Origin of the sequence: Streptomyces sp. NBC_01306, assembly GCF_026340465.1 — a bacterium.
Lineage (GTDB): Bacteria > Actinomycetota > Actinomycetes > Streptomycetales > Streptomycetaceae > Streptomyces.
The window spans coordinates 2,739,762-2,753,330 of sequence record NZ_JAPEPC010000001.1 but is presented as its reverse complement, the minus strand read 5'-3'; the positions used below and the strand labels follow the sequence as shown (position 1 = coordinate 2,753,330).

At 70.3% G+C, this 13,569-nt stretch carries 8 protein-coding genes; 4 read left to right on the top strand and 4 right to left on the bottom strand.

The genetic code is table 11. The features are described from left to right. The first annotated feature begins 9 nt into the window (after positions 1 to 9). The 4 genes from nuoL (at position 10) to recQ (ending at position 7,653) form a co-directional block, all read left to right on the top strand. On the top strand, positions 10 to 1,905 hold the full coding sequence (nuoL, locus tag OG385_RS11900; protein WP_266854377.1) for an NADH-quinone oxidoreductase subunit L: 1,896 nt from the start codon (positions 10 to 12) through the stop codon (positions 1,903 to 1,905). 5 nt (positions 1,906 to 1,910) lie between these two features. Then, positions 1,911 to 3,482: an NADH-quinone oxidoreductase subunit M gene (locus OG385_RS11895; RefSeq protein WP_266854375.1), complete on the top strand. Its 1,572-nt coding sequence runs from the start codon at positions 1,911 to 1,913 to the stop codon at positions 3,480 to 3,482. Further along, complete coding sequence (gene nuoN, locus OG385_RS11890) at positions 3,479 to 5,131, top strand: NADH-quinone oxidoreductase subunit NuoN (RefSeq protein ID WP_266854373.1); 1,653 nt, start codon at positions 3,479 to 3,481, stop codon at positions 5,129 to 5,131. The genes OG385_RS11895 and nuoN overlap by 4 nt, the downstream gene beginning before the upstream one ends. A gap of 383 nt (positions 5,132 to 5,514) precedes the next feature. Then, a complete protein-coding gene (gene recQ / locus OG385_RS11885; protein ID WP_266854372.1) occupies positions 5,515 to 7,653 on the top strand; it encodes a DNA helicase RecQ in 2,139 nt (712 codons plus the stop codon). A gap of 209 nt (positions 7,654 to 7,862) precedes the next feature. Here recQ and OG385_RS11880 read toward each other — a convergent pair whose 3' ends face one another. From OG385_RS11880 to OG385_RS11865, 4 genes are all read right to left on the bottom strand, one after another. Next, the gene (locus tag OG385_RS11880; protein WP_266854370.1) at positions 7,863 to 8,507 is read right to left on the bottom strand and encodes a GPP34 family phosphoprotein; all 645 of its coding nucleotides are present in this window, start codon (positions 8,505 to 8,507) and stop codon (positions 7,863 to 7,865) included. Then, complete coding sequence (gene fahA, locus OG385_RS11875; protein ID WP_266854369.1) at positions 8,504 to 9,730, bottom strand: fumarylacetoacetase; 1,227 nt, start codon at positions 9,728 to 9,730, stop codon at positions 8,504 to 8,506. Before fahA ends, OG385_RS11880 begins: the two co-directional genes overlap by 4 nt. 148 nt (positions 9,731 to 9,878) lie before the next feature. Next, the gene (locus tag OG385_RS11870) at positions 9,879 to 11,876 is read right to left on the bottom strand and encodes a CocE/NonD family hydrolase (RefSeq protein ID WP_266854368.1); all 1,998 of its coding nucleotides are present in this window, start codon (positions 11,874 to 11,876) and stop codon (positions 9,879 to 9,881) included. A gap of 12 nt (positions 11,877 to 11,888) precedes the next feature. After that, positions 11,889 to 13,403 (bottom strand): peptide MFS transporter, encoded by a 1,515-nt coding sequence (locus tag OG385_RS11865; protein ID WP_266854367.1) that lies wholly within the window; start codon positions 13,401 to 13,403, stop codon positions 11,889 to 11,891. Positions 13,404 to 13,569: the final 166 nt, after the last annotated feature.

Below are 13,569 nucleotides of genomic sequence, written 5' to 3'. Positions count from 1 at the left end.
CGCTGAACAGTGGAGAACCTGATTGCGCTGCTGATCGCAGCGCCTTTGCTCGGAGCGGCGGTACTGCTCTGCGGTGGGCGGCGGTTCGACCGTGCCGGCCACTGGCTCGGCACGCTGTTCGCCGCCGCGTCCTTCGTGCTGGCGGCCGTCCTCTTCGTGAACATGCTGGGCAAGAGCGCGGACCACCGCACCCTGCACCAGTACCTGTTCAGCTGGATCCCGGTGGCCGGCTTCAAGGCCGACGCCGCTTTCCAGCTCGACCAGCTGTCGATGACGTTCGTCCTGCTGATCTCCGGTGTGGGCACGCTGATCCACATCTACTCGATCGGCTACATGGAGCACGACGAACGGCGCCGCCGCTTCTTCGGCTATCTGAACCTCTTCCTCGCGGCGATGCTGCTGCTGGTCCTCGCCGACAACTACCTGCTGCTGTACGTCGGCTGGGAGGGCGTCGGCCTCGCCTCGTACCTCCTGATCGGCTTCTGGCAGCACAAGCCGTCCGCGGCGACGGCGGCCAAGAAGGCCTTCATCGTCAACCGCGTCGGCGACATGGGCCTGTCGATCGCGATCATGCTGATGTTCACCACCTTCGGGACCTTCGCCTTCGGCCCGGTCCTGCACTCCGTGGGGAGCGCCTCGCAGGGCAAGCTCACCGCCATCGGCCTGATGCTCCTGCTCGCCGCGTGCGGCAAGTCGGCGCAGGTGCCGCTCCAGTCCTGGCTCGGTGACGCGATGGAGGGCCCGACCCCGGTCTCGGCCCTGATCCACGCGGCGACGATGGTGACCGCGGGCGTCTACCTCATCACCCGCTCCGGCGCGATCTTCAACGCCGCTCCCACCGCGCAGCTGGCCGTCGTGGTGGTCGGCGCGGTGACACTGCTCTTCGGGGCGATCGTCGGTTGTGCGAAGGACGACATCAAGAAGGCCCTCGCGGGCTCGACCATGTCGCAGATCGGCTACATGATCATGGCGGCGGGACTCGGCCCGATCGGGTACGCCTTCGCGATCATGCACCTCGTCACACACGGCTTCTTCAAGGCCGGGCTCTTCCTCGGCGCCGGATCGGTCATGCACGGCATGAACGACGAGGTGGACATGCGAAAGTACGGCGGCCTGCGGAAGTACATGCCGGTGACGTTCGTGACCTTCGGCCTCGGCTATCTGGCGATCATCGGCTTCCCCGGCCTCTCCGGCTTCTTCTCCAAGGACAAGATCATCGAGGCGGCCTTCGCGAAGGGCGGCACCGAGGGCTGGATCCTCGGCGGCGCGGCCCTGCTGGGCGCCGGCATCACGGCCTTCTACATGACCCGGGTCATGCTGATGACGTTCTTCGGCGAGAAGCGCTGGGTGCCGGACGCGGACGGCCACGAGCCGCACCCGCACGAGTCGCCCAGGACGATGACCATCCCCATGATCATCCTGGCCTTCGGCTCGGTCTTCGCCGGTGCGTTCTTCGGCATCGGTAACCGCTTCCTGCACTGGCTGGAGCCCATCACCGGCCACTCCGAGGGCAATTCGCCGGTCAGCGCGGGCGCCGTCACCGCCGGGACGATGGTGGTCCTGGTGATCGGCGTCGCCATCGCCTGGCTCGTCTACGGACGCAAGCCCGTGCCCGCGGTGGCCCCCAAGGGTTCGCTGCTCACCCGCGCCGCCCGGCGCGACCTGCTCCAGGACGACTTCAACCACGTGGTCCTGGTCCGCGGCGGCGAGCACCTCACCCGGTCGCTGGTCTACCTCGACCACTCCCTGGTGGACGGCGTCGTCAACGGCACGGCCGCCTCGGTCGGCGGGCTCTCGGGACGGCTGCGCAAACTGCAGAACGGCTACGCCCGCAGCTACGCGGCCTCGATGTTCGGCGGCGCAGTGATCCTCGTCGCCGCGACCCTGCTGATGAGGGCGGTCTGATCACCATGTCCTTTCCTCTCCTGACGGTGACCGCGGCGCTCCCGGCGGTCGGTGCGGTCGCCACCGCCGCGGTCCCGGCCGCGCGGCGCACCGCGGCGAAGTGGCTCGCGCTGCTCTTCTCGCTCGGCACGCTCGCCCTGGGCGCCGTCCAGCTCGTCCGGTTCGACCCCGGCGGCGCCCGCTACCAGCTCACCGAATCGCACGCCTGGATCAAGGACTTCGGCGTGCGGTACGAGCTGGGGGTGGACGGCATCGGGCTCGCGATGATCGCCCTGACCGCCCTGCTCATCCCGTTCGTCATCCTGGCCGGCTGGCACGACGCCGACCCCCTGGAGACGCACAGCTCGCGCTGGCGGCCCACCCAGGGCTTCTTCGCCCTGATCCTGGCCGTCGAGGCGATGGTGATCCTCTCCTTCGAGGCCACCGACGTGTTCCTCTTCTACATCCTCTTCGAAGCCATGCTCATCCCGATGTACTTCCTCATCGGCGGCTTCGGGGACCGGGCGCACGCCGGGGGCGACGAGGCGGCGGCGACCCAACGCTCGTACGCGGCAGTCAAGTTCCTCCTCTACAACCTGGTCGGCGGCCTGCTCATGCTGGCCGCAGTCATCGGCCTCTACGTCGTCGCGGGGAACTTCTCCCTCCAGGAGATCGTCGCCGCGCGGGCCAACGGCTCGCTGCACATGGCGACCAGCACCGAGCGCTGGCTCTTCCTCGGCTTCTTCTTCGCCTTCGCGGTGAAGGCGCCGCTCTGGCCGCTGCACACCTGGCTGCCGAACGCCATGGGTGAGGCGACCGCCCCGGTCGCCGTGCTGATCACCGCCGTGGTCGACAAGGTCGGCACGTTCGCGATGCTGCGCTTCTGCCTCCAGCTCTTCCCGGAGGCGAGCAAGTGGGCCACCCCGGTGATCCTGGTGCTCGCGCTGATCAGCATCGTCTACGGCGCGCTCGTCGCGGTCGGCCAGCGCGACATCAAGCGGCTGATCGCCTACGCGTCGGTCTCGCACTTCGGCTTCATCATCCTGGGCATCTTCGCGATGACCACCCAGGGCCAGTCGGGCGCGACGCTCTACATGGTCAACCACGGGATCTCGACGGCCGCCCTGATGCTGGTGGCCGGGTTCCTGATCTCGCGGCGCGGCTCGCGGCTCATCGCCGACTACGGCGGTGTGCAGAAGGTGGCCCCAGTGCTGGCCGGGACCTTCCTGATCGGCGGTCTCGCCACCCTGTCGCTGCCCGGCCTGTCGCCGTTCGTCAGTGAATTCCTGGTCCTGGTCGGCACGTTCAGCGCGTACCCGGCCGCCGGGATCATCGCGACGGTCGGCATCGTGCTGGCCGCGCTCTACGTCCTGGTCCTCTACCAGCGCACCATGACCGGCCCGGTCAGGGCGACGGTGCAGGGCATGGCGGACCTCAAGGTCCGTGAACTGGTCGTCGTGCTGCCGCTGATCGCGCTGCTGGTCTTCCTCGGCGTCTATCCGAAGCCGCTGACGGAGATCGTCAACCCGGCCGTGAAGCACACCATGTCCGACGTCCAGAAGAAGGACCCCAAGCCCACAGTGGAGGCCGCGAAGTGAGCGCAACAGCTGTCCACAGCCTGTGGACAACGGGGGCGGCGGGCCCCATCGGCAAGATCCCGACCCCGCACATCGAGTACGCGCAGCTCTCACCCGTGCTGATCATTCTCGGTGCGGCGATGCTGGGCGTCCTCGTCGAGGCCTTCGTGCCGCGCAGGGTCCGCTACCACGCCCAGGTGTTCCTCAGTGTCGTGGCGGTCGTCGCCTCCTTCGCGGCGGTCGTCGCGCTGGCGGCCGGCGGTTACGGCTCGACCAAGGCGCACATCGCGGCGATGGGCGCGGTCGCGGTCGACGGGCCCGCGCTCTTCCTGCAGGGCACCATCCTGCTGGCCTCGCTGGTGGCGGTCTTCACCTTCGCCGAGCGCAGGCTCGACCCGGAGGTGCACGGCAACCGTACGGACTCCTTCGCCGCGCAGGCCGCCGCCGTACCGGGCAGCGACAGCGAACAGGAAGCGGTCAAGGCCGGGTTCACCACCACCGAGGTCTTCCCGCTCGCGCTGTTCGCCATCGGCGGGATGCTCGTCTTCCCCGCGGCCAACGATCTGCTGACGCTCTTCGTGGCGCTGGAGGTCTTCTCGCTGCCGCTCTACCTGCTCTGCGCCGTCGCCCGCCGCAAGAGGCTGATGTCGCAGGAAGCGGCCGTGAAGTACTTCCTGCTCGGGGCGTTCTCCTCGGCGTTCCTGCTCTTCGGGATCGCCCTGCTCTACGGGTACGCGGGCTCCGTCTCGTACGCCCGGATCGCCGACGTCGTCAACGGCACCGTGCAGAACGTCGACCCGGCGCTCGCCAACACGATGGGCAACGACGCACTGCTGCTCATCGGCGGCGCGATGATCCTGCTCGGGCTGCTCTTCAAGGTCGGCGCCGTGCCGTTCCACATGTGGACCCCGGACGTCTACCAGGGGGCGCCCACCCCGGTCACCGGCTTCATGGCGGCGGCCACCAAGGTCGCCGCGTTCGGCGCGCTGCTGCGGCTGCTGTACGTGGTGCTGCCGGGGATGCGCTGGGACTGGCGGCCCGTGATGTGGGCCATCGCGATCATCACGATGCTGGGCGGCGCGGTCGTCGCGATCACGCAGACCGACATCAAGCGGATGCTGGCCTACTCGTCCATCGCGCACGCCGGGTTCATCCTGGCCGGTGTCATCGCCACCACACCGGAGGGCGTCAGCTCGGTCCTCTTCTACCTGGTGACGTACTCGTTCGTGACGATCGGTGCCTTCGCCGTGGTCACGCTGGTACGGGACGCGGGCGGCGAGGCCACGCACCTCTCCAAGTGGGCGGGGCTCGGGCGGCGTTCACCGCTGGTGGCCGCGGTCTTCGCCGTCTTCCTGCTGGCCTTCGCGGGCATCCCGCTGACCAGCGGGTTCAGCGGGAAGTTCGCCGTGTTCAAGGCGGCGGCCGACGGCGGGGCCGGCGGTCTGGTCGTGGTCGGTGTGATCTCGTCCGCCATCGCCGCGTTCTTCTACATCCGGGTCATCGTGCTGATGTTCTTCAGCGAGCCGAAGGCGGACGGCCCGACGGTCGCCGTCCCGTCGCCGCTGACGATGACGACGATCGCCGTGGGTGTCGCGGTCACGCTGGTGCTGGGGCTCGCCCCGCAGTACTTCCTGGACCTGGCGGGCCAGGCGGGGGTCTTCGCCCGGTAGCCGGGCTTCTCCAAAGGATCTCAGCGGTACGAACTCAGTCGTACGAATTCCGCGGTAACGATCTCCGCCGTCGGGCGGGCCGGGTGTCCCCGGTCCGCCCGACGGCTTTCGTACGCCGCTGACCTGGGGTTTCCCGGCGTGCCCCGGCTTGTCCCGGCGTGAGCCGGGGGCGCGTACCGTCGCGGGCGCACCCCGGGATGCGCCGCTGTGTCCGGGGATGTCGGTGCGGGACCCTATCGTGGCAGGAGTGAGAGGCAGCGACCGGCGGTACGGCGAGTGACCAGCGCGACGGGGGACGGAACGATGAGACGCGCGACGGAACAACGCAGGACTGAACGGCGCAGGACTGAACGGCGCAGGACGGCACAACGCAGGACGGAACGATGAAGGGCAGTGGCGAGGCAGTGGCCGAGCGTACGGAGCAGGCAGAGCGGACCACGCACGCGCGGGGCGCGGAGAGCGAGGCGCTCAGCACCCTGCACCGGGTCTTCGGCTACGACGCCTTCCGCGGCGAGCAGGAAGAGATCATCGGGCAGGTGGTGGACGGCGGGGACGCCGTCGTGCTGATGCCGACCGGTGGCGGAAAGTCCCTCTGCTACCAGATCCCCGCCCTGGTCAGACCGGGTACGGGCGTGGTGATCTCCCCACTGATCGCACTGATGCAGGACCAGGTGGACGCGCTGCGCGCCCTCGGTGTGCGCGCGGGCTTCATGAACTCCACGCAGGACTTCGACGAGCGCCGCACCGTGGAGGCCGAGCTGCTCGCCGGAGAGCTCGACCTGCTCTATCTGGCGCCCGAGCGGCTGCGGGTCGAGGCCACGCTCGGTCTGCTGAGCCGCGCGAAGATCTCCGTGTTCGCGATCGACGAAGCGCACTGTGTCGCCAGCTGGGGACATGACTTCCGCCCCGACTACCTGGCGCTCTCGCTGCTCGGCGAGCGCTGGCCCGACGTCCCGCGCATCGCCCTGACGGCCACCGCCACCCGCGCCACGCACCAGGAGATCACCGAGCGGCTCGGGATGCCGGACGCGCGGCACTTCGTCGCGGGCTTCGACCGGCCCAACATCCAGTACCGGATCGTCCCCAAGAACGACCCCAAGAAGCAGCTGCTCGCCTTCCTCAAGGAGGAGCACGCGGGGGACGCCGGAATCGTCTACTGCCTCTCCCGTGCCTCCGTCGAGCGGACCGCCGAGTACCTCTGCAAGAACGGTGTCGAGGCCGTGCCGTACCACGCGGGGCTCGACGCGGGCACCCGCGCCGTCCACCAGTCGCGTTTCCTGCGGGAGGACGGCCTGGTGGTGGTCGCGACGATCGCCTTCGGGATGGGGATCGACAAGCCGGACGTCCGGTTCGTCGCCCACCTGGACCTGCCCAAGTCGGTGGAGGGGTACTACCAGGAGACCGGGCGCGCCGGGCGGGACGGGCTGCCGTCCACGGCGTGGATGACGTACGGACTCCAGGACGTCGTGCAGCAGCGGAAGATGATCCAGAGCGGCGAGGGCGGCGAGGCGTTCCGGCGCCGGGCCGCGGCCCATCTCGACGCGATGCTGGCGCTCTGCGAGACGGCCGACTGCCGCCGCGCCCAGCTGCTCCAGTACTTCGGCCAGGAGGCGGTGGCCCCCGCCTGCGGGAACTGCGACACCTGCCTCACGCCGCCGGAGACCTGGGACGGCACGGTGGCGGCGCAGAAGGTGCTGTCGACGGTGGTACGGCTGGAGCGCGAGCGCAGGCAGAAGTTCGGCGCCGGCCAGATCGTCGACATCCTGCTCGGCCGCAGGACGGCCAAGGTCATCCAGTTCGACCACGACCAGCTCTCCGTCTTCGGCATCGGCGAGGACGTGCCGGAGGCCCAGTGGCGGGGTGTGGTACGGCAGTTGCTGGCGCAGGGGCTGCTGGCGGTCGAGGGGGAGTACGGCACGCTGGTCCTGACCGGCACCAGCGGCTCGGTGCTCTCGGGAGAGACCGGGGTCCGGCTGCGCAAGGAGCCGGAGAAGGCCGTGGTGGCCCGGGCGGTCAAGGGCGAGAAGAAGGCCAGGGCGGCAGTGGCGGCAGCGGATCTGCCCGCGGAAGCGGTGCCGGTCTTCGAGGCGCTGCGCACCTGGCGCGGCAAGCAGGCCAAGGAGCAGGGCGTCCCGGCGTATGTGATCTTCCACGATGCGACACTGCGGGAGATCGCCACGGTGCGGCCCGCCACGCTCGGTGAGCTGGGTGGCATCGGCGGCCTCGGTGAGAAGAAGCTGGCGACGTACGGGGAGGGCGTGCTCGGGGTGCTGGGCGAGCTGGCGGGTGCGGGCGGGACCGCACCGGACCAGCAGGCCGGCACAGCGGACCGGGACGGCGGCCAGCCGGCCCAGTCCGGCGGCCGGACCGCCCAGCCGGGCGCGCAGACCGCCAAGACTGCCCGGGCTGGCCGGCCCGCCTCGTCGGCCCCGGCCCGGGTGCCCGCGCAGGGCGAGCCGGACGACCCGGGAGCCTGGGACGAGCCGGACTTCTCGGACTACCCCGAGGACCCGGAGGCGTAGGGCTGGGGCCCGACTGACCCGGGCGGTACGGGGGAGCGTACGGCGGGGAGCCGCAGCGCATGACCGGCGGGACCCGCGCTGGGACCCGCAGCGTAAGACCGGCGGGACCCGCAGCAAAAGACCAGCAGGCCCCGCGCTCACCCCGCGCCGCACCATGGGGCAGGCAGGCCCCCGCGCCCCGCCATGAGGCAGGCAGCCCCCCCCGGAGCTCAGCCTCCGCCGCTCCGGTTCGCCCGGTCGATCTGGACGTTGCGGTGCACCGCGTGGGCGGTCCACTCCTCGTGCATCAGCTGACGCATCGAGGCGCGGGACGTCCCGCCGTCCCGGGCGACGATCCGGGACAGGCCCACCGCCGCGACGAGCGCCCCGAGTGCGCGGCTCCGCGGGTCCGGGAAGCCGGCCGCCTCCGCTGTCAGGAAGCGGTCGCGGGCCTGAGCGGACCAGTTCCGCGGGCCCGCCGGGTGGCGGTAGTAGGGCAGCAGCCCCGCGAACCGCCGCGTCTCACGGGTCAGTACGTCCCCGTCCACCAGCTGGTCCAGGTACAGCCCCTCCACCGTGCGGCCGGTCCGGCGGATCCAGTACCGCGCCCCGACGCCCCCGGCGGACTTCCGCTTGTCCGGGGCCGGCAGCAGCTCCAGCACCTGCGCGAGCACCGGGTCGTGCGGCAGCAGCGGCTGATCCACCGTCACCTTCCCGCGCGACTCGGAGATCCGGCCCTGCAACTCCAGTTCGGCCAGGGCCGCACCGGCCATGCCGAACTCCAGATAGCGGTTCCGGCAGAACGGTTTGCCCCGGCGCGGGTCCAGCGCGAGCAGCAGCAGTTCCTCCGGGAGCGTCGGCGCTTCCTGGCTCATCGTGCGGGCACGATCCTTCCGGTCACTTCGCCGAGGCCGACCCGGGTCCCGTCGGGCCCCGGTGCCCAGGCGGTGAGTGTCACCTCGTCGCCGTCCTCCAGGAACGTCCGCTTGCCGCCGTCGAGTTCGAGGGGCCGGGTCCCGTTCCAGGTGATTTCGAGCAGTGAGCCGTACTGCCCGGGCGACGGTCCGCTGACCGTGCCCGAGCCGAAGAGGTCCCCGGTACGGAGCGAGGCGCCGTTGACGGTCGTGTGGGCCAGCATCTGGGCGGCCGTCCAGTACATCCCGGCGAAGGGCGGCTCGGAGACCGGCTGCCCGTTGATGGACACCGCGATCCGCAGGTCGAGGCCGCCAGGTTCCTCGGCCGACGCGTCGTCGAGGTAGGGGAGCAGGGGCAGTTCGCGGGCGGGCGGGGCGGTCCGCGCCGCGTCGAGAGCCTCCAGCGGTGTCACCCAGGCCGAGACCGAGGTGGCGAAGGACTTGCCGAGGAAGGGACCCAGCGGGACGTACTCCCAGGCCTGGATGTCGCGCGCCGACCAGTCGTTGAGCAGCTGGAGGCCGAAGACGTGGTCCCGGTAGCCGGACAGCGGAACGGAGTCGCCCTGCGCGGACGGGACGCCGACGACGAAGCCGACCTCCGCCTCGATGTCGAGCTTGACCGAGGGTCCGAAGACCGGCGCCGGGTCCGACGGCGCCTTGCGCTGCCCCGAAGGACGTACGACATCGGTGCCCGACACGACGACCGTGCCGGAACGGCCGTGGTAACCGATCGGCAGATGCTTCCAGTTGGGGGTCAGCGCCGCGGAGTCGGGCCGGAAGATGCTGCCGACGTTCGTCGCGTGGTGCTCGCTGGCGTAGAAGTCGACGTAGTCGGCGACCTCGTACGGAAGATGCATCGTGACGTCCGCCACCGGACGCAGCAGCGGCTCTATGACCGGGCGGTGCGCGGGGACGGTGACCCAGGCGGTCAGCGCGCGCCGCACATCGCGCCACGCCGTACGGCCCGCCGCGAGCAGCGGGTTGAGCGTGGGGTGGGCGAGCAGCTTGCTGTACGGGGAGCCGAGCGCGAGCGCCGCCGCCCCCGCGTCGAGTACATGGCCGCCGATCCGCACGCCCACCCGGCGCCGGTCGGGATCCTCAGGGGTGGAGAAGACTCCGTACGGCAGGTTGTGCGGGCCGAAGGGATCGCCTTCGGGGAGGTCGAGCGGGCTCTGCTCAGGCATGGGGTGCTGCCTCGCTTTCAGGTCTGTGGACAGACCCACGGTACGGGGGCGGGGCGGGCCGCGTCAGCTGGTGAAACGTTCGCGGTGTCCTGCCCGGGGGGCGGGTCCTCGAACCCGCCCCCGCCGTACCCGGCGCACTACCCCCGCACTACCCCGCCGTGCGCGGAATGCGCTTCTCCCAGCTCCGCCGGAACACCACCTCTTCGCCCTCCTGGCACACCACTTCGCTCGTCGTGATGAAGTCCTGGGCGTCGCAGGTGATCTCCGAGCGGGTCCGCACCCGGGCGTCCCAGCCCGTCTCGGGGCGGTGCAGGCGGATCGACCAGTCCGAGCGGGTGTGCGCCGACAGCGCGTCCGCCTCGTTGATCGTGTACGTCTCCAACGCGTCCTCGCTGAACTCCAGGCCGTCGGGGTAGATCCGGGTGCCCCCGTACCTGGGGTCCACCTCCAGACGCCAGTCGCCCTTGGCCACATCGCGTACGACCAGCCGCTCCGGACGCTCGTCCGGATTATCCGGATACTCCACCGCGAGCGGCTCGGACTGCTCCGGCTCCTCGAAGGTGATGTCGTCCTCGGTGTGCGCGCGGACCGGGAGTTCCATGGTCGAGGCCGCCGGGTCCAGGATCCAGCCGTGCGCCGAGTCGGGCTGCGGCCAGATCCACGGCCAGTACGCCGACGAGACCGAGAGGCGGATGCGGTGGCCGGGCGGGAAGGTGTGGCCGATGCCGTTCAGCTCGAAGGTGAGCGACTCGGTGGTGCCCGGTTTCCAGGGGTCCGACCGGTCCCGGCCGTGGCGCGCCGAGAAGTTGAGCGCGCCCCGGGTGACCAGGGTGGAGGAGCCGTCCGGTGCGACGTCGCAGAGCCGGGCGACGACCTGTCCCGTGGGGACGTCGGAGCGCACCGAGAGGTGCACCTTCGCGCGGCCCAGGATCTCGATGGCGGCCTGGCGGACCGGGAATTCGAAGCAGACGGACTTCGCGTCCTCGTCGCGCTGGTCGGGCGGCAGATCGGAGTCGTTGCCGAACGGGAAGAACCGCCCGGCGTCCAGACCGGTCTGCATCGGCGACCTGACCTCCATCGGGTCGCCCTGGAGTGCGTACGACACCGGTGTGACGTGCGGCGACGGCCAGGCCGTGTCACCGACCCAGCGGCCCGGCAGCTCCGGGTAGACGGTGGCCGGCGGGTGCGACTCGCTGATCCACGAGCGCAGCAGCGGCTCGTCCATCACCCCGTTGTCCTCACCCTTCAGATGGTGGTCCCACCAGCGCAGGGTCTCCTGGAGGAAGCCGATGCCGGGGCCGGGCGGCAGGCCCCGGTCCGGGTACTGGTGCGACCACGGGCCGATCAGCCCCCGCACCCGCGACGGGTCCAGATTCCCGACCAGCCGCAGGGCGGTGTCCCGGTACGGGTCGTGCCAGCCGCCGACGGTCAGGACGGCCGCCTCGATGGCCGCGTAGTCCTCGCAGACGCTGCCGTGCTTCCAGTAGTCGTCGCGTGTCTGATGGGCGAGCCAGGTGTGGATGAACGGCTCCACGGCCTCCAGCCGGCTCAGCCACATGTCCCGCCAGACCGAACCGACCTGGGCCGGGTCCGGCGGCCGCGACACGAAGGCGAGCATCGTGGCCGCCCAGGCGTGCATGTCGACGGCGAGCACCGAGCCGCCCATGTAGTGGACGTCGTTGTCGTAGCGGTCGTCGGCGGAGCAGACCGTGACGATCGCCTTGAGCGGCTCGGGGGCGAGGGCCGCGATCTGGAGCGAGTTGAAGCCGCCCCAGGAGATGCCGAACATCCCGACCCTGCCGGTGCACCAGTCCTGCCGGGCCAGCCAGTTCACCACCTCCACGCCGTCGGCCAGCTCCTGGGCGTCGTACTCGTCACCGGGCATCCCGGTCGAGTTGCCGTGCCCGCGCACATCGACGCGGACGGAGGCGTATCCGTGGCCCGCGTACCAGGGGTGCCGCTGCGAGTCCCGCGGCGCCGTCCAGTCGCTCAGGCGGTACGGGAGGTATTCGAGCAGGGCGGGGACCGGTTCGGCGGCGTTGACCGGACGCCAGATCCTGGCGTACAGCTGCGTGCCGTCCGGGAGCGGGATCCAGACGTCCTCGCGGCGGGTCTCGTACGGGAATTCGGTGCGGATTCGAGCCACGGCAGGCGCTCCTCAGTGGACGGGGTGCATGGTGCGTTTGAGCCAGGGGGCGGCGGCGACGACCGCGAGTCCGGCGACGACGGCGATGGCGCCGTTGACACCGAAGTACGCCGGGTCGGAGACCTGGCCGTACAACTTCACGATCTGCGCCTGGATGCCGTTGGCGAGGGCAAGGGAAAGGAACCAGAGCGCCATCGTCTGGCTGGCGAAGGCGGCGGGCGCGAGCTTGGTGGTGGCGGACATGCCGGAGGTCTCGACCAGGATGTCGCCGAGGCCCAGCAGCGCGTAGGAGCCGACGATCCACCAGACGGACATCAGCCAGTCGCTGCCGGTACGGCCGGACGTGGCCGGAACCATGATCAGGAAGGAGAGGCCGCCGAGGATGGTGCCGATGGCGATCTTGTTGGAGGCGTGCGGCTGGTGCTTGCCCATCCGGACCCAGACGGCCGCGACCACGGGGGCCAGCGCCACTTCGAAGGCGCCGAGCGCCGACGCGTACCAGCTGGCGGGGAAGTGGTAGCCGAAGATCTCCGTCCTGGCGTTGGTCGACGCGAGCAGGATCATCGTCGAGTACGCCTGGAAGAGGATGAAGTTGAAGACCACCGAGGCGAGGAACAGCACGATGTAGGGGCGCAGATGCCCCCGTTCGGCCTTGGTCACCCGTGGGCTGCGGAACATCACGGCGAAGAAGACGATCGGCGCGAGCACCGAGATGATGGTCAGCGCGTCGACGGTGCGGTCCAGCGTCAGCCAGCCGGAGAGCCCGAGGATCACGGCGATCACGGCGACGGCCAGCGCCCCGCCGACGATCATCTTCACCGCGCGGCGCATCGCGGCGGGCGGCAGCGCCTGCTCGGCGGCGTCGGTGCGGCCCGCGATGGTGCGGCGCCCCAGGACGTACTGGATCAGACCCAGCGTCATACCGACGGCGGCGGCCGAGAAGCCCCAGTGCCAGCCCTTGTGGTCACCGAGCCAGCCGGTGATCAGCGGACCGAGGAAGGCGCCGATGTTGATGCACATGTAGTACAGGGCGAAACCGGCGTCGCGGCGTTCGTCCTCGGTGCGGTACAACTTGCCGACCAGCGTGGCGACGTTCGGCTTCAGCAGCCCCGTACCGAGCGAGATCAGCCCCAGGCCGACCCAGGTCATGGAGGCCGTCGGGACCGCCATCGAGTAGTGGCCGAGTGCGATGAGGATGCCGCCGCCGAGGACCGCGCGGTACGAACCGAGGATGCGGTCGGCCAGCCAGCCGCCCGCCACCGAGACCAGATAGACCAGCGTGCCGTACGCGGCGGAGATGGACGCCGCCGCTCCCGGCGACATGCCGAGGCCGTCCTGGTTGACCGCAGCCGTGAAGTAGAGGACGAGGATGGCCTGCATCCCGAGGAACGAGAACCGCTCCCAGATCTCCAGGCCCGACAGGGTCGCCAGACCGCGTGGCTGGCCGAAGAATGAATGGTCGTCGCCCGGCTGCGGCGGGGGCTGGGACGGTGGTGCCTGTCCCGGCTGCGGCTCTGTTCCGGACAAAGGTACTGCTCCAATTCAAATCGACTTGTTTTGAACATACCGGTCACGCTCGGTATGTGCTCGGGGTGGGCGGGCAGGCGCTCATGGTGATCGAAAGAGGACCGGATACGCTGACTTGAGTGCGGACAGCGACACATCGACAATCCGTGTGATCGTCAGCAGACAG

What these genes read in the sequence shown, in the direction of transcription:
- recQ (WP_266854372.1), top strand. Translation starts at nt 5,515, where the DNA reads ATGAAGGGCAGTGGCGAGGCAGTGGCCGAGCGTACGGAGCAGGCAGAG.
- OG385_RS11895 (WP_266854375.1), top strand. Translation starts at nt 1,911, where the DNA reads ATGTCCTTTCCTCTCCTGACGGTGACCGCGGCGCTCCCGGCGGTCGGT.
- OG385_RS11880 (WP_266854370.1), bottom strand. Translation starts at nt 8,507, where the DNA reads ATGAGCCAGGAAGCGCCGACGCTCCCGGAGGAACTGCTGCTGCTCGCG.
- fahA (WP_266854369.1), bottom strand. Translation starts at nt 9,730, where the DNA reads ATGCCTGAGCAGAGCCCGCTCGACCTCCCCGAAGGCGATCCCTTCGGC.